Source organism: Labrys sp. Lb11 (assembly GCF_057554225.1).
On the sequence record NZ_BAAJOT010000008.1, the window covers coordinates 308437 to 323191 of the forward strand.

16 protein-coding genes are annotated in these 14755 nt (G+C 69.0%); 7 read left to right on the top strand and 9 right to left on the bottom strand.

Annotated elements, in window-relative coordinates:
- Positions 1-159 precede the first annotated feature (159 nt).
- The 5 genes from AC27L4_RS28320 to AC27L4_RS28340 form a co-directional block, all read right to left on the bottom strand.
- Positions 160-1581 (bottom strand): hypothetical protein, encoded by a 1422-nt coding sequence (locus tag AC27L4_RS28320; protein ID WP_487145961.1) that lies wholly within the window; start codon positions 1579-1581, stop codon positions 160-162.
- A 114-nt stretch (positions 1582-1695) separates the two neighbouring features.
- Positions 1696-2130, bottom strand: a complete 435-nt coding sequence (locus AC27L4_RS28325) for an RT0821/Lpp0805 family surface protein (RefSeq protein WP_487145962.1) — start codon at positions 2128-2130, stop codon at positions 1696-1698.
- Positions 2131-2219: 89 nt separating this feature from the next.
- Positions 2220-3593, bottom strand: a complete 1374-nt coding sequence (locus AC27L4_RS28330) for an ATP-binding protein (RefSeq protein WP_487145963.1) — start codon at positions 3591-3593, stop codon at positions 2220-2222.
- Complete coding sequence (locus AC27L4_RS28335; protein ID WP_487145964.1) at positions 3590-4264, bottom strand: response regulator transcription factor; 675 nt, start codon at positions 4262-4264, stop codon at positions 3590-3592. The genes AC27L4_RS28330 and AC27L4_RS28335 overlap by 4 nt, the downstream gene beginning before the upstream one ends.
- Positions 4265-4272: 8 nt before the next feature.
- Entirely contained in the window at positions 4273-4803 is a 531-nt protein-coding gene (locus AC27L4_RS28340) for a PepSY domain-containing protein (RefSeq protein WP_487145965.1), read from the bottom strand.
- On the opposite strand from AC27L4_RS28340, the gene AC27L4_RS28345 reads away from it, so the two are divergent.
- Together AC27L4_RS28345 and AC27L4_RS28350 are read left to right on the top strand one after the other, a co-directional pair.
- Positions 4802-5557, top strand: a complete 756-nt coding sequence (locus AC27L4_RS28345) for a S1 family peptidase (protein WP_487145966.1) — start codon at positions 4802-4804, stop codon at positions 5555-5557. The two genes, AC27L4_RS28340 and AC27L4_RS28345, sit on opposite strands and share 2 nt — an antisense overlap.
- 97 nt (positions 5558-5654) lie before the next feature.
- Positions 5655-6449 carry a S1 family peptidase gene (locus AC27L4_RS28350; protein ID WP_487145967.1) on the top strand — a complete coding sequence of 265 codons (795 nt, stop codon included), beginning with the start codon at positions 5655-5657 and terminating at the stop codon, positions 6447-6449.
- Between the two features lie 16 nt (positions 6450-6465).
- On the opposite strand, the gene AC27L4_RS28355 is transcribed toward AC27L4_RS28350, so the two are convergent.
- Positions 6466-6708, bottom strand: coding sequence for a hypothetical protein (locus AC27L4_RS28355; RefSeq protein ID WP_487145968.1), 243 nt, complete (start codon positions 6706-6708; stop codon positions 6466-6468).
- A 92-nt stretch (positions 6709-6800) separates the two neighbouring features.
- Positions 6801-7283: a YcgN family cysteine cluster protein gene (locus AC27L4_RS28360; protein WP_487145969.1), complete on the bottom strand. Its 483-nt coding sequence runs from the start codon at positions 7281-7283 to the stop codon at positions 6801-6803.
- 194 nt (positions 7284-7477) lie between these two features.
- Here AC27L4_RS28360 and AC27L4_RS28365 point away from each other — a divergent pair, with 194 nt between their 5' ends.
- From AC27L4_RS28365 to AC27L4_RS28380, 4 genes are all read left to right on the top strand, one after another.
- A complete protein-coding gene (locus AC27L4_RS28365; protein ID WP_487145970.1) occupies positions 7478-9730 on the top strand; it encodes a transglycosylase domain-containing protein in 2253 nt (750 codons plus the stop codon).
- Positions 9731-9838: 108 nt separating this feature from the next.
- Positions 9839-10426 carry a DUF1214 domain-containing protein gene (locus AC27L4_RS28370; protein ID WP_487145971.1) on the top strand — a complete coding sequence of 196 codons (588 nt, stop codon included), beginning with the start codon at positions 9839-9841 and terminating at the stop codon, positions 10424-10426.
- Complete coding sequence (locus tag AC27L4_RS28375) at positions 10423-10965, top strand: DUF1254 domain-containing protein (RefSeq protein WP_487145972.1); 543 nt, start codon at positions 10423-10425, stop codon at positions 10963-10965. Before AC27L4_RS28370 ends, AC27L4_RS28375 begins: the two co-directional genes overlap by 4 nt.
- Positions 10966-11078: 113 nt before the next feature.
- Positions 11079-12224, top strand: a complete 1146-nt coding sequence (locus AC27L4_RS28380; protein WP_487145973.1) for a 2OG-Fe(II) oxygenase — start codon at positions 11079-11081, stop codon at positions 12222-12224.
- A 64-nt stretch (positions 12225-12288) separates the two neighbouring features.
- Here AC27L4_RS28380 and AC27L4_RS28385 read toward each other — a convergent pair whose 3' ends face one another.
- The gene (locus tag AC27L4_RS28385; RefSeq protein ID WP_487145974.1) at positions 12289-13143 is read right to left on the bottom strand and encodes a hypothetical protein; all 855 of its coding nucleotides are present in this window, start codon (positions 13141-13143) and stop codon (positions 12289-12291) included.
- Positions 13144-13196: 53 nt separating this feature from the next.
- Positions 13197-13403, bottom strand: a complete 207-nt coding sequence (locus tag AC27L4_RS28390) for a hypothetical protein (RefSeq protein ID WP_487145975.1) — start codon at positions 13401-13403, stop codon at positions 13197-13199.
- Between the two features lie 177 nt (positions 13404-13580).
- Between AC27L4_RS28390 and AC27L4_RS28395 the strand changes: the two genes are divergently transcribed.
- Positions 13581-14696 (top strand): DUF2336 domain-containing protein, encoded by a 1116-nt coding sequence (locus tag AC27L4_RS28395; RefSeq protein ID WP_487145976.1) that lies wholly within the window; start codon positions 13581-13583, stop codon positions 14694-14696.
- The last annotated feature ends 59 nt before the right edge of the window (positions 14697-14755 follow it).

Here is a 14755-nt window from a genome sequence, read left to right on the forward strand (position 1 = left end):
CCACAAGTCCAAAGCGGCGGTGGCCTGCGCCCGCCGACGCTGGCATACGCCATGCCCATTCCATTGTCAGACCGGCATCATGTCACATGAACAGGTCGTGAGGGCGTGTTTCTTCACACTGCCGGTGCCGCGTGGACAAGCCGGAAGCGCGGTCCGGCCTCAACCGACCCGGTCGAGCGGCGGCTTTTCGGCGGCCGCGACCTCCGCGGCCCGCTGCACCAGTGCGGCATAGTCGCCGCCGAGGATCCGCCGCGCGATCCGTACGGCGCCATCGAGTTGCTGCAGGCGAAAGGACCGCTCCGCCGCCGGCGCGGCGCGCAAGCCGTCGAGCAGCGGGGTGAGGCTGCCTTCGAGAAAGGCGTGCAGCCGCGAGACCGACCGCAGCGACGCCTCGTTGAGCGCCAGTTCGGCGGCGCTGCCCCTCACCACCACGAACAGGTCGAGCCCAGCCTCGATCGCCGCCAGTTCGTCCACGTCGAAAGCCCCGCCCCGCTCGACCTCCCGGCGCGGCCCGCGCAGGATCTGGCGCACACGCCCCGGCAGATCCTCCAGCTCCGGCCGCAGCACCTCGGCCATGCGGGCCCGCACCACCCCCATCTGCCGGTTCCAGGCGACGTCCGGCCCCATGGCGACCTGATTGACGATGGTGCGGACATAGGTGGCGAAGTCGGCCGCAGTGGCGGCGAGCCGGTCGATGCGACGCTCGCTTCGCTCCCGGGCGGCGCGCAGCACGAGGCACTCCAGGTCGCACAGCATCAGGTCGAGCACGGCGCCATAGGGGGACTGGCTCAGCCGCAGCGCCTCCTGCGTCTCGGCCGCCAGCACGCCGACGCGCAGGATCTGCCAGGGGTGGGCCAGCCGCCACATCACCACCGCCGCCGCGTGCGGCATCAGCGGCGCCCCGCCGCGCGCGAAGGGAGCCAGGGCATGGGCGATCGCGGCGGCATGCTGGTCGTCGAGCTGGCGCGACGGGCCGCCGGCCAGGTCGGCCAGCCTCTTCAAAGCGTCGCGGTGCTCGATCACCGTCAGCATGTTGCGCAGGTCGTCCATCACCGCCTGCCCGCCGATCTGGACGGAGAAGCGGTGCAGCGCCACCGCGTCGCCGGACGCAAGGGCCTGCTGCATGACCGGGACGAGTGCCTTCTGCAGCTGCGCGGCAAGCCGTCGGGTCCGCTCGATGTCGTGCTCCAGCAGCGCAGCCGTGGCGGTCGCCTGGTAGGAGGCCATCTCGGCCGGCGCGAGATCACGGCAGAGCCAGTCCCAGATATGATCGATCGAAACGCGGCTGATGCGTCCGGCCCGGGCGCGCGGCAATTGCTCGTCGATCAGGAAGGGATCGAGCACCGAGAAGAAGTAGCGCTTGGGATTGCCCAGGCGCGGCAATGCCAGCTGCCTCTCGGCCATCAGAGCCGTCAGTTCCGACATGACTAGGTCGGCGCCCGGGATCTCCTGCCCGGCGAGGGCGCCGCGTTCGAGCGCCTCCATGACCCGGGCGCAAGTCTCGGACGGCAGGGTGCTCAGATAATCCCGCACGCGCCCCATGGTGCTGCTGACGGCCTTCGGGCCGGGAGGCGAAGCCATGTCGCGCGTGTCCGAATCCTCAATCGATGGCCGTGCCAGTTTGAGGCAAAGACGTTAACCGGCAGTGTCGCGGCCGCTCCGGTCGCCCGATCCGCCGGCCCGCAAGCGCCCCCCTCAGCCGGAGCGGCGCCAATTGCCGTCGGCCTGACGGCACGCCGTGGCCCGGGAGGTCTGGGGAACACCGTCGATATAGACGGTCTGGGTGAAGGGGCGACAGTTCAGGCCGTTCTGGACGACGACCGGGCCGGCCGCGACAGAACCGTAACGCCCGGCATTGGCCGGGTTGCGCCAGGAAACGGGCGCGCCCGGCTTGCCGGCTTCCAGCGCCTGGCGCTGGGCGGCGGCGGCGAGCTGGCGATCGGAGGAATCGAGCCCGGCCAGCGCCGGATCGGAGACGTCGAGAACGGGCGCGCTGACGGCCGGCTGCGGCGCCTGGCTCTCGGTCGTGGCGCAGCCCGCCAGCCAGGCCGCAACCAGGAGCGGCCCGGCCAGACGCAAGGCATGGCCTTCAATCCCCGGCCGGGCTCCGCGGCCGCTTCTCCGCTGCATTGCATCATCCATGCCGCACGCTCCCCACCGCGACGAATCGGCGGAAAGGTTATCGCCTATCGGGCTGCGTTGAAACTGCGGGACGGGCATCATCGCACCACGGCGGGCAGCTCCAACGCCGCCCGCAGCCCGCCGGCCGGCGACTGGTCGAGCCAGAAGCGGCCGCCATAGAGGGAAACCAGGTCGGAGACGATCGCAAGGCCAAGGCCGGTCCCGGGCTTGGTCTCGTCGAGGCGGCGGCCGCGATGGGCGACCTCGTCGCGCTTTTCCGGAGGCAGGCCGGGCCCGTCATCGTCGATATAGAGCGAAAAGAGCGGGCTGCCGGCACGGTCGGCAGCCTCGGCTGTGATCGCGACCTTCGAGACCGCCCATTTGCAGGCGTTGTCGACGAGGTTGCCGATCATCTCCTCCAGATCCTGCTTCTCCCCGCGAAAGCACAGGCCTTCCGGCAGGGCGACGCCGATCGCCAGGCGCTTGGCGCGGTGGATCTTTTCCATCGCCCGCACCAGCCCGTCCACCACCGGCGCCACCTCGGTGACCGTGCCGACGACGCTGACGGCGGCGGCGATGCGGGCGCGCTGCAGATGGTGGTCGATCAGCTGGCGCATCACGGCAACCTGCTGCACCATCTTGCCCGGCACGCTGCCGGGCGAGGCGGCGGCCGCCTCGTTGGCGATGACCGACAGGGGCGTCTTCAAGGCGTGGGCCAGGTTGCCGACATGGGTCCTGGCGCGCTCCACCACCTGGCGATTCGAATCGACCAGCGCGTCGAGTTCGCGAGCCAGCGGGGCGATCTCGTCGGGCAGGTTCGGCGGCAGCTTCTCGGCGCGCCCGGCGCGCATGGCGGCAAGCGTGTCGCTCATGCGCTTGAGCGGGAGCAAGCCGAAACGCACCTGCAACAGGGTGGAGCCGACGAGACCGACGCCGAGCAGAGCGAAGGTGAGCAGCAGCGCCCGGCGGAAGTCCGCGATCTCGGCGTCGATCACGTCGGCGGGCCCGGCGACGATGATGCGGAAGCGTCCATCCTCGCCAAGGTCGATCAGGCGCTCGACGGCCCGCAGCCGCCGCCCGTCCGGACCGGTGGTGTAGGCCTCGCGCACGCCGCCTTCGGCCGGCGGCGCGTCGGGGACGTCCAGGCTGGGCAGGTAGGCCTCGAACAGCGACTTGGAGCCGTTGGTGTCGTTCTTGTCCTTGTCGATGCGGCTGATCTGCCAGTACCAGCCGGACAGGGGCAGCTCGAAGCGCGGCTCGCCCAGGGCTCCGGGCGCCGTGCGGTCGCCGAGGTCGCGGCGGGCAAGATCGGCGACCAGAGTCTTGAGGTAGACGTGCAGGCGCTCGTCGAAAGCCTTCTCGGTGGCGTGCTGATAGTAGGAGACGAGCAGCACGCCGGCGATGACCAGCACGGCGATCACCCATGCCGTGGCCGAGGCGAAGAGCCGGAACGCCAGCGAGCGCGTCGTCATCCGCGCAGCGTGTCGGGCGGCGCCAGGATGTAGCCCATGCCGCGCACGGTCTGGATCACGTCGACGCCGAGCTTCTTGCGCAGGCGTCCGACGAACACCTCGATCGTGTTGGAATCGCGATCGAAATCCTGGTCGTAGAGATGCTCGACCAATTCGGTTCGCGACACGACGCGCCCGGTATGGTGCATGAGATAGGCGAGCAGGCGGTACTCGTGCGAGGTGAGCTTGACCGGATTGCCGTCGACCACCACGCGGCCGGCCCGCACGTCGAGCCGCACCGGTCCGCACACGAACTCATTGGTCGCGTGGCCGGTGGTGCGGCGGATCAAGGCCCTGAGGCGCGCCAGCAACTCCTCCATGTGGAAGGGCTTGGCGACATAATCGTCGGCGCCCGAATCGAAGCCCTGTACCTTGTCGGACCAGCGGTCGCGCGCGGTGAGGATCAGCACCGGCATGACCCGGCCCGCCCGCCGCCAGCGCTCCAGCACGGTGATGCCGTCGATGCGGGGCAGGCCGACATCCAGCACCACCGCGTCATAGGGTTCGGTGTCGCCGAGGAAATGCCCCTCTTCGCCGTCATAGGCGCGATCGACGGCGTAGCCTGCATCCTCCAGCGCCTGCACGATCTGGCGATTGAGATCTTGATCGTCCTCGACCACCAGCAGACGCATTCTGGCTCCTATTTCATCCCGAGCACGGCCCCGGACCGTGCATCGACGGACACCCGCGTGACGCGGCCATCGGTGCCGAGAATTGTGACGACATAACGATAGCCGTTCCCCGAGGCGCACAAACGGCCGTCGATGGGCTCTCCCTGCATCACTGCCGTGGCGGCCCGCACCGCCTTCAGGGTCGGAATGATCTGGCCGGCCTGCACCATGGCCCGGGCCTGCGGCGTGGGCAGGCATTCGGCCGCCCCCGCGCTGCCGGCGGCAACGGCAAGCACGACGGCAGCAGCGAACGAACGACGGGCGCGATACATGGCACCACTATGCACAGTCAGCAGTGAACCCGCCATGAACAAGGCGGACAAAAAATCAGCAGGCAAAAAAGATGAGCGCCGTGCCGGCGGGGCCGCCGAAAAGTCCTGCGCACCAGGGATTGCCGAGGCCCGGCCGATCCGAATCCGCGGCGCCGCCGATGCGGCCGGCCCGACAGGTGCCGACGCGCGATTGACAAAGCCGCGCCGCGTCGCCACAGCCTGCCGCATGCGCTTCCTCGCCGCCATTGCCACCCTGCTCTTCGCCACTCCTGCCCACGCCATCGTCGGCGGCGCGCCGGCGGGCCCGGATATGGCGTCGCGCGTGGTGATGATCGTGTCCGACCGCGGCAGTTTCTGCTCGGCCAGCGTCATCGCACCCAATCTGCTGCTGACCGCAGGCCATTGCGTGCGCCCCGGCGCCAACTACCGGCTGCTGACCTACTCCGGCGGGCAGCCGGTGCTGAGCGAGCTCGGAGCGATCCGCCTGCATCCGAAGTTCGACCCGGCCGCCTACGCCAAGCGCCGTTTCATCATAGACCTGGCGCTGGTGTCGCTGAAGGCGCCGCTGCCGGCCGGCTATGACCCGCTCGCCTTGCCGGCGACGCCGGAAGAGGGCGTGATGGGTGCTCGCTACACGCTGGCCGGCTTCGGCCTGGCCAGGCGCGGCGACGGCAAGACCGGCGGCACGCTGCGGCAGGCGACGCTGACCGGCGTGCCGCTGCAGTCGGACATCCAGCTGCGGCTGCAGGATCCGGACAAGCGCCAGATCGGCGCCTGCCAGGGGGATTCGGGCGGGCCGGTGCTCCGGGTGAGCAATTCGTCCGGGGCGGCGTCGGCGCCCGTCCTGGTCGGCGTGCTCGGTTCGGCCGTCGGCGGTATCGACAAGGGCGGTTGCGGCGGCCTGACCGGCGTGGCGCTGATCGGCACCGCCCTGCCCTGGATCCGGCAGACCGCCGACAAGCTCGGCGCGCGGCTGCCCTGATGCGGCGCAACGCCTTGTTCCGTGTCGTCAAGATGCCCTTTACCCGAGTCGCCTATTCAGGCTGGCTTATTGCGGCGCGCACACATAGGGTTGCGGCATGAGTTTCCGGTTTTGCACTGCCCTCGCGCTCGCCGCCCTGCTGGCGGCGACTTCGCCGGCTGCCGCCATCAAGGGGGGAACAACCTCCAGCGATCCGCTCGGCATCCGCCAGAGCGTGGTGCAGATCAAGGGGCCGGGCGGTACCCAGTGCACGGGCACCGTGATTTCGCGATTGCTGGTGCTGACCGCCGCCCACTGCTTCCTGGCCGGCCGTGGCGACTATAAGATCCGGGCGCTCGACCCGAAGTTCCGCTTCCGCTACGCCCGGGCGACGCAGGTGGCCCTGCATCCCGAATTCGACGTGAACGCCTTGGGCACCGGGGCACCGCTCAACGACGTCGCGCTGCTGCGGTCGGACCGCCCCTTCCCCTCCTGGCTGGTGCCGGTCAGCCTGGCGGCGCAGGCCCCCAAGGACAACCAGTTCGTCGACGTGCTCGTCGCCGGCTATGGCATGAACCGAAACCGCAAGGTCTCTTCGGCCGGGACGCTGCGCGAGGCGCATTTCGCCATGCTCGACAAGGTCTACGATCCTTCGAAGCAGCTTTTCCTCATCGATCGGGAAGGCAAGCTCAAGGCGCTGACCGCACGCTCCGGCGTCTGCCGCGGCGACAGCGGCGGCCCGGTGTTCCGCCGCACCGACTCGGGGCCGCTGCTGGTCGGCGTGATCTCGGCCGTGATCGCCGGCAAAGGGTCCGACTGCGGCGCCATCACCGCCGTCACCGCGGTCTCGGCCTATCGCGGCTTCATCCAGGAGATGGCCGGCAAGACCGGGGCGAGCGTGACATTCCGGTAGCGGCCTCCCCGGGATCCTACCAACCCATGTAGCTGCAGCGCCCGTCCGCCGCCTTGAGGTTGGGGGCATCGCAGGGGTTTCGGTCCTGCGGGCACCAGCGCCGGCAGACGCGGCCGTTCTGATAGCCGTAGAGAGGATCGTTGTAGTACCGGGCCACCATCGACTGGTCCGACGGCGGCGGCCGGCGCTTGGCATCGGCCGGACTGCTCGCGGCGATGCCGACCGCGGCGAGACAGGCGAGAAGGGTGAGCGTCTTCATGGCGTTTTCTCGAGGGCGCGGCATCATGGACGCGCCTTCGCCTCAAACGCAAACCGCGACCCGATGTTCCCCAGGGCGAGCCGGGCCGCCGTTCACTTGCGCCGGGCGCGCTTGGGCACGCGCATCGGCCAGCGCACGACATGATCCTCCCACTCGCCCTCGCCGACCTGCCTGTCGGTGAACGAGACCCGCCCGCGGACGGAAATGCCGGCGGCGTGCACGGTCTGCGCGTCGCCCGATACCAGCGGGTGCCACCAATAGAGGTCCTCGCCATCGGCCATCAGCTTGTAGGCGCAGGTCGGCGGCAGCCAGTCGATGCTGCGCACGAGCTCCGGCGTCAGCGTGACGCAATCGGGCACATGGCGCTTGCGGTCGTCGTAGTCGGCACACTGGCAGCTGTGACAGTCGAGCATGAAGCAGGCGACGTCGGTAAAATAGGTCCGGCCCGTCTCTTCCTCCTCCAGCTTGACCAGGCAACAGCGGCCGCAGCCGTCGCACAGGCTCTCCCACTCGGCGGGCGAGAGCGTTTCGAGCGTCTTGGTGATCCAGAAGGGCTTGGGGGCGTCGCTATCCATGCCCGCAATCTAGCAGCAAGCCCGCCAGGAGCGACAGGCCCTCCATGCCGGGGACGCGGGCCAAGCCGGCACAGCCTTTGCGTCCCGGCGCCGCAGCGTTCATCATAATGCGGAATCGGTCGCGGACCGGCCTTTCCCACAAGGTTTACAAGAGGTAAACACTTTGACTCTCATTCGAGGAAAGCCGCCAGACCGTGACCGATAAGCTGCCGAAGCCCGGCCTTCTCGGCCTCCTCCGCCGCGAGGCGCTGCGCCTGGATTCCTGGCTGGACAATGCAGTCTACGTCGCCTGGCAGAGCATCCGCGCCGGCCTGGAGAGCATCTACGCCTTCTCCAACCGGTTCCATGTCTCCGGCTGGCGTCGCGTCGCCGTCGACCTTTCCTGCGAAGGGCTGACGCTGGGACTGGCAGGCGCCATCGTGGCGCTGGCCCTGGCCGCGCCCGCCTTCGAGGAAACGACCGAGGACTGGCTGAAGCGCTCCGACATCGCCGTCACCTTCCTCGACCGCTACGGCGAGGAGATCGGCCAGCGCGGCATCCGGCACAACGACACGGTCGAGCTCAACGAGATGCCGGACTACGTGATCAAGGCCGTGCTCGCCACCGAGGACCGGCGCTTCTACGAACATTTCGGCATCGACGTCATCGGCACGTTCCGCGCGGTCGCCGCCAATGCCCAGGCGAACGGCGTGGTGCAGGGCGGCTCCTCGCTCACCCAGCAATTGGCCAAGAACCTCTTCCTCTCCAACGAGCGCACGATCCAGCGCAAGATCAAGGAGGCCTACCTCGCCCTCTGGCTGGAAAGCCACCTGACCAAGGACGAGATCCTCAAGCTCTACCTCGACCGGGCCTATATGGGCGGCGGCTCCTTCGGCATCGAGGCGGCTGCGCAATATTACTTCGGGAAGTCGGTGCGCGACGTGTCGCTGGCCGAGGCGGCGATGCTGGCCGGCCTGTTCAAGGCCCCGTCGAAATACGCCCCGACCGCCAACCTCGCCGCCGCCCGCGCCCGGGCCAACCAAGTGCTGAGCAACATGGTCGAGGCCGGCTTCCTGTCCGAGGGGCAGGTCTACGGAGCGCGGCGCCAGCCTGCCACGCCCGTCGACCGCACCGCCTCCCAGTCGCCCGACTATTATCTCGACTGGGCCTACAGCCAGATCGCGGACATGGCCGACAACGATCTCCTCGGCAACAATTCCGTCTTCGTGGTCAAGACCGCCCTCGACCCGGCGATCCAGCGTTCGGCGGAGAACACCCTCGAGGCGATGCTGCGCCAATACGGTGCGGACTACAAAGCCCACCAGGGCGCCATCGTCATCATGGAGCCGGACGGGGCGGTGCGGGCCATGGTCGGCGGGCGCGACTACAGCCAGAGCCAGTTCAACCGCGCCACGGACGCGATGCGCCAGCCCGGCTCCTCGTTCAAGCCGTTCGTCTACACCACGGCGCTGCTGAACGGCTTCACGCCTCAGTCGGTCGTCGTCGACTCGCCGCTGTGCATCAAGAACTGGTGCCCGCAGAACTATGGCCGCAGCTATGCCGGCGCGGTGACGCTGATGACGGCGCTGACCCGCTCGATCAACATCATCCCGATCAAGCTGTCGCTGGCCATGGGCAAGAACGCCGTGGACGGCCGCCGGCTGATCATCGATACCGCACACCGGATGGGCATCGAGACCGACCTCAAGGAGAGCTGGGCCCTGCCGATCGGCGTCGAAGCCGTGAACCTCCTGGAGATGACCGGCGCCTACGGCGTCTTCTCGTCCGGCGGCCACAAGGCGACGCCGCATGCCGCGCTCGAGATTCGCGACCCGAAGGGGACGCTGATCTACAAGTTCGATGCCGGACGGGAGGATCCGGTGGTGATCAACCCGCCGATCATCGCCCAGATGAACACCATGCTGAACAGCGTGGTCGAGAACGGCACGGGCAAGCGGGCGCAACTGCCCGGCATCAAGGTCGCCGGCAAGACGGGCACCACCAACTCCTATCGCGACGCCTGGTTCATGGGCTTCACCGGCAATTTCATCGGCGGGGTCTGGTACGGCAATGACGACTACCGGCCGACCAACAAGATGACAGGCGGCACGTTGCCGGCCATGACCTGGCAGCAGGTGATGACCGTGGCGCATCAGGGCGTCGATATCCGGCCGATCCCCGGCGTGGCGCCAGCTGCCGGCGGCAAGGCGGGCAAGGACCAGGTGGCGGCGGCCCAGCCCGCCGGCGAGGCCCTGCCCGGGGTGGTGACGCCCCAGCACCCCGGCGCCCTGTCGCGCAGCAGCGCCGCCGTGCTCATGGACATCCAGCAGTTGATCGATCAGGCGCGCAGCGAGCCGGCCAGCCGCTCGACCACCTCGCTCCTGCCGATGGCGCGCCGGACCGCATCGGCCGAGCCGAATCGGATCGGCGGCGCCGGCTTCTCCGGCAGCGCCCGGTCGATCCGCTGACCGGAGCCCGGCCCGGCCGTCACCGCCGCAACCGGCGTCCGCGTGGCTGCGCCCCCTTGACGTACCCGGCTGCCGCAGGCCTGATCGGCTCCCCGCCTCAACCGAAGCATGGCCTTGCGCTCGATTCCCGGCTTCCTCTATGCGCTGACGCTCGGCGCTCTCGTCGGTCTCGGGCTCACCTGGTTGGTGCTGGCGGGCGGCCACGGCTTCGGTGCTCTGCGCATCGGCCCGTGGAACGCCTGGCCGCAGGCCGGCTCACCGACAGCCGACAGCTACGCCAGGGCCGCCCTTGCCCGCTCGGGTGATCTGCCGCTCGGCTCGGGAGAGGGCCTGTCCTTCATCGCCACCCGCGATTCGGCCGGCGCCCTGCTGGACGGGCGCTGCCGCTATCGCATCGAGCCCCTGTCGCCGCCGGCGCGCTGGTGGACCCTGACGCTCTATGATTCGGACGGCCGCCTGCCCGACAACCCCATCGGACGCCACGGCTTCACCAGCGCCGAAGTGTTGCGCCGCGGCGACGGCATCGCCGCAATCGTCATTGCGCCCGAAGCCTCGTCCGGCAACTGGCTGCCCGGCGTGCCCGGCAAGGGCGGCTTCATGCTCGCCCTGCGCCTGTACGACACGCCGATCGCCGCCAGCCTCTCGGGCGACGACACCGTGGTCCTGCCCGAGATCATCGCCGAGGGCTGCCCATGACCCGTTTCGTCATCTGGACCGTCGTAGGCCTGCTGATCGGCCTGACGGTGCACCTCGCCAGCGTGCTGGCGCTGCCGAGCCTGGCCAGCCGCACCGCGTTCCAGCGGCTCGAGGCGCTCGGGCCAGACGACGCCTTCCATCCGATCCCGACAGCGGGGCCGCTGGCCTATGTGCTGCCCCTGCCCGACCCCTCCCTTCGCCTGGCAGCTTGCCGCTACGACCTGTCGGAGGGACCGCTGCATATGCGCACGCCGGTGCCATCCTCCTTCTTCTCCGTCTCCTTCTACACGCCGGACGGGCTCAACTATTACGCCCTGAACGACCGGAGCGCCTCCGGCGGCGTGATCGAACTGACCCTCTACACCGACGAGCAACTGGCCGAGGTCCGCTCGCGCGAGGGGCCGGACACGCCGGAGGCGTTGCGCATCCAGGCGCCTGTGCCCAGGGGCCTGGTGATGCTGCGCGCCCTGGTGCCGACGCCCGGGCAGGCGGCGGCCGTCGAGGCGCTGCTGGCGCAGGCCAGTTGCACGGCGGAGTAAGAATACGCCGCGGCCCGCGGATCGCCTCGCCGATGTCCCGTGCATGACGCTGGGTGGGGCGCTATAGTGGCGGCCGTCTCGGGCCTTTTTCAACGCGCAGCCTCGGATCGATCATGGTGGACCACAAGATACCTCGCTACACCATCAGCCTCGCGGCGGGCGATCCGGCGCCGTGGTTCCATCAACGCTCGGGAAGCAATCCACGCTATGCTTTCGACACGGCGGCGGGACGCTACATTGTGATGTGTTTCTTCGGCTCGGCCAGCGATCAGGCCGGCCAGGCAGCCATCAAGGCGGTGTTCGCCAACCATGCCCTGTTCAACGACGAACTGGCGTGCTTCTTCGGCGTCAGCATCGATGCGAGCGACGAGACCGCCGAGCGGGCGCGTGATCGGATCCCGGGCATCCGCTTCATCTGGGACTTCGACGGCACGGTCTCGAAGGCCTATGGCGCGCTGCCGGAGGACGCCAAGCCGGGCACGAATGCTCCCTTCCGGCGGTTCTGGCTGGTGCTCGACCCGACCATGCGGGTGATGAGGGTGTTCCGCTTCGCGCAGGAGGCGTCGGAGGCCGACGAGATCTTCGCCTATCTCCGGGCGCTGCCGCCGCCGGACCACTTTGCCGGCCAGTTGCTCCAGGCCCCGATCCTGCTGCTGCCCAACGTGTTCGAGCCGGACTTCTGCAAGGCCCTGATCGACCATTACCAGCGGCAGGGCAGCGAAGAGAGCGGCTTCATGCGGGAGGTCAACGGCAAAACCGTGGTCATGACCGACCCCAACCACAAGCGGCGCAGGGACTGCACCATCGAGGATTCGACCGTCATCCAGCAGTTGCAGGCCCGCATCAAGCGCCGGATCGTGCCGGAGATTCTCAAGGTCCACCAGTTCCACGTCACCCGGATGGAGCGCTACATCATCGGTTGCTACACCGCCGAGGACGGCGGCCATTTCCGGGCCCATCGCGACAACACCACCAAGGGCACGGCGCATCGCCGCTTCGCGGTGTCGATCAATCTGAACGCCGATTTCGACGGCGGCGAGGTCAGCTTCCCCGAATATGGGCCGCGCAGCTTCAAGCCGCCGCCGGGCGGGGCCGTGGTGTTCTCCTGCTCGCTGCTGCACGCGGTCTCGCGCGTGACGCGCGGCGAACGCTATGCCTTCCTGCCGTTCCTCTATGACGACGCCGCGGCGCAGCTCCGGGTGCAGAACAACCAGTTCCTCGACTCCGCCGTCGGCCAGTACAGCGCGGAACGGGCCTGAGCGCCTGCCCTTGCCGCAAGCCGGCGGGCCGGCGGAGCCTGGCCCCCGCTCCGAGCACGGGCCGCTATTTCTGCAATGGGACAACGTCCTCCGGCCAGGGGTAGTAGCCCTTGGCCGGGCCGTTCGGCCGGCGTGGCATGGCCGTAACGACGGGTGCTGCGCCGCCGGCCCGCTGCTCGAGGCGCGCCAGCGCGCGCTCGCAGGCCACGGCATCGCGCTCGGGGATCTCGATCACCAGGCGCTGCAGTGCGAAGCGATAGCCGACGATGCGCCGACCAAGGGCATCGCCGATCCACCACACCAGACCCCGGTTCTCGGCGATACGGCCGAGGGCGTTGTCGCGCTCGGCCCGACCGAGCCCGCGGATCCCCCCAAGCGCCCTCTCGCGGACGCGGTCGGCGGCCTCGACGCGGTCGGCCACTGCGTCGAGCGGGTTGAGCAACACTTCGTCGGCGGCGATGTCGTTGCACAGGCGGCGATAGGGCGGTCTCGACGAGATCCAGGGCTCGCTCATCAGCCCGTTGAAATAGGCATTGGGCTGCTGGTTGTCGTAAAGTCCGAGGCCGACGCCCCGCAGCAGCGCCTGTGAAGAGGCGCCGAACGATCCGGCCGTCGGCCCGGGGGGCACCAGGCGCAGCCGCCTGAGCTCGACCAGCACCCCGTCGAAGCGGGCGCGCGGATAAGCCGGCATCAGGAAATGCCAGGCACGGTCGCGGAACTCTTTTTCGTCGTCGGTGAGCATGAAATCCGACACAGCCTCGCCGCGCTGGCTGGCAAAGCTGCTGCCCGCCGAGGTCAGGATTTCGTCAGTTACCACCGAAGGTTGACGCCGGCCGAAGTCTCCTTCCACCGCGCAGCCGGCGAGAGCAAGCGCCAGCAGGCCTATGGCTCCATGCCGTATTACGAGCATGCGGTGCATTCACTCTATCGTAAGTTGGTAGCGACGCAGCATGCCTTTGATTCAAACGTTGCTCAGGCCTTTCGCCGCCGCCGCCTGCCCGACGCACCGTCCTGGGCGGGCCGGGTGCCGGCCATATCGGCCTTGACCGCCTCAGGATCGGCGTGCCGCTCGATGCGCACGCCGGTGAAAAACACGATGTCGCCGGATCTCTCGGTTCCGGCGTCGACTTGTCGCGCCTGACGCGGCGCAGATTGGGGAAAGTGCACGATGGCACCCATCACTGACCTCGTTGGCGAACGCCCGACCGATTTCGCGCGTCTCGCCAAGGAGTAACCGGCCGTCATGGTTAACAGTCCGTTTAAGACTGTTCGATAGCATCGGCTCGCGGATCGCCACCCAGGGTTTTTCGCCGCCTGCGACCAGAAAGTCACAGTGAGAGTGTGTCCGGAAATACGATGTTCGACGATCAGCTGCCGCGCCTCGAAGGCCTTTTTGCCCTGTCGCGCGTACAGGGGCTCGACGTGCGGCCCACTCTGCTGCGCGTGCTGACCGACCTCTTCGTCGATGCCGCCCACCGTTCGGAAAGCGACGTGGCGCGGTACACCGAGTTGGCCGGGCATCTGATCGAGCAGGTCGACGAGGACACCCGCATCGCGGTCGCCGGCAAGCTCGGACCCCGCGCCTTCGCGCCGAAGTCGGTGATCGACAAGCTGGTGGCCAGCGAACCGGAGGCGGCGGCCCGCGTCATCGAGCGCTCCCCCCTGCTCAGCCGTGACGAACTCTGGGCCCTGGCCACGGATGGCGGCCCGGTGACCGACGCGGCGATCGCCCGGCGCCCCGACCTCGATGGCGAGCTGGTGCGGCTCCTGGTCCACAAGGGCTCGCCGCTGGTCGTCGACGCCCTCATTGCCAATCCGGATGCGCCGATCGATCGGGAGACCGTGGCCCTGCTCGCGGCACGGACGCAGGAAGTGCCGGGCCTGGTCGAGCGGCTGGCCACCCGAGGCGGCGTCGAGCCGCAATGGCTGGCACCGCTGTTCCTCGACCTCGATGCCGAAACCCGCGCCGCCGTGATCGAGGCCGTGCGCAGCGCTCCACTGGCCGCGCGCTTCTCGACGCGCGAGGCACAGGTCTTCACGCCGCAGCTCATCCTCGACGGACTGGAGACGACGGCGATGTCGCGCAACCCCGACGAGTTTGCGGCGGGGCTGCAGGCCCTGCTCGGCCTGACCGACACCATGGCCCGCCGCATCGTCGGCGACGCCTCCGGAGAGGTGCTGGCCCTGGCCTTGATCGCCATCGGGATGCCGGGCGACCAGGCCGAACGCGTGCTGATGTTCCTCAACGAGGAAGCGGGGCACTCTGTCCTGCGCCTGCGTGCCCTGTCCTATCTGATGGAGGTCACGCCCCGCGCCGCAGCCATGCGCCTGGTGCGCATGGCCACCGCCACCGCCGGTGGGCGCAGCGCCAGCCACGAACCGATCTTTGCCGAACCCCAGGCCAACCGCAGCCGGCCGGCGCCGCAGCCGCGCGTCGATGCCGGCGCCGACCGCAGCAAGGCTTCGGGCTAGATCAGGATCAGCTTCGAGGGCTTCCCGTCGACGCCTCCCGAGGCAGAACGCCCCGGCGC

Bases quoted from the DNA above. Each gene is read 5' to 3' on its own strand.
- AC27L4_RS28325 (WP_487145962.1), bottom strand. From the start codon at position 2,130: ATGCAGCGGAGAAGCGGCCGCGGAGCCCGGCCGGGGATTGAAGGCCAT.
- AC27L4_RS28340 (WP_487145965.1), bottom strand. From the start codon at position 4,803: ATGCGGCAGGCTGTGGCGACGCGGCGCGGCTTTGTCAATCGCGCGTCG.
- AC27L4_RS28390 (WP_487145975.1), bottom strand. From the start codon at position 13,403: ATGGGTGCCATCGTGCACTTTCCCCAATCTGCGCCGCGTCAGGCGCGA.
- AC27L4_RS28395 (WP_487145976.1), top strand. From the start codon at position 13,581: ATGTTCGACGATCAGCTGCCGCGCCTCGAAGGCCTTTTTGCCCTGTCG.
- AC27L4_RS28345 (WP_487145966.1), top strand. From the start codon at position 4,802: ATGCGCTTCCTCGCCGCCATTGCCACCCTGCTCTTCGCCACTCCTGCC.
- AC27L4_RS28335 (WP_487145964.1), bottom strand. From the start codon at position 4,264: ATGCGTCTGCTGGTGGTCGAGGACGATCAAGATCTCAATCGCCAGATC.
- AC27L4_RS28385 (WP_487145974.1), bottom strand. From the start codon at position 13,143: ATGCACCGCATGCTCGTAATACGGCATGGAGCCATAGGCCTGCTGGCG.
- AC27L4_RS28370 (WP_487145971.1), top strand. From the start codon at position 9,839: ATGGCCTTGCGCTCGATTCCCGGCTTCCTCTATGCGCTGACGCTCGGC.
- AC27L4_RS28380 (WP_487145973.1), top strand. From the start codon at position 11,079: ATGGTGGACCACAAGATACCTCGCTACACCATCAGCCTCGCGGCGGGC.
- AC27L4_RS28375 (WP_487145972.1), top strand. From the start codon at position 10,423: ATGACCCGTTTCGTCATCTGGACCGTCGTAGGCCTGCTGATCGGCCTG.
- AC27L4_RS28360 (WP_487145969.1), bottom strand. From the start codon at position 7,283: ATGGATAGCGACGCCCCCAAGCCCTTCTGGATCACCAAGACGCTCGAA.
- AC27L4_RS28350 (WP_487145967.1), top strand. From the start codon at position 5,655: ATGAGTTTCCGGTTTTGCACTGCCCTCGCGCTCGCCGCCCTGCTGGCG.
- AC27L4_RS28320 (WP_487145961.1), bottom strand. From the start codon at position 1,581: ATGGCTTCGCCTCCCGGCCCGAAGGCCGTCAGCAGCACCATGGGGCGC.
- AC27L4_RS28355 (WP_487145968.1), bottom strand. From the start codon at position 6,708: ATGAAGACGCTCACCCTTCTCGCCTGTCTCGCCGCGGTCGGCATCGCC.
- AC27L4_RS28330 (WP_487145963.1), bottom strand. From the start codon at position 3,593: ATGACGACGCGCTCGCTGGCGTTCCGGCTCTTCGCCTCGGCCACGGCA.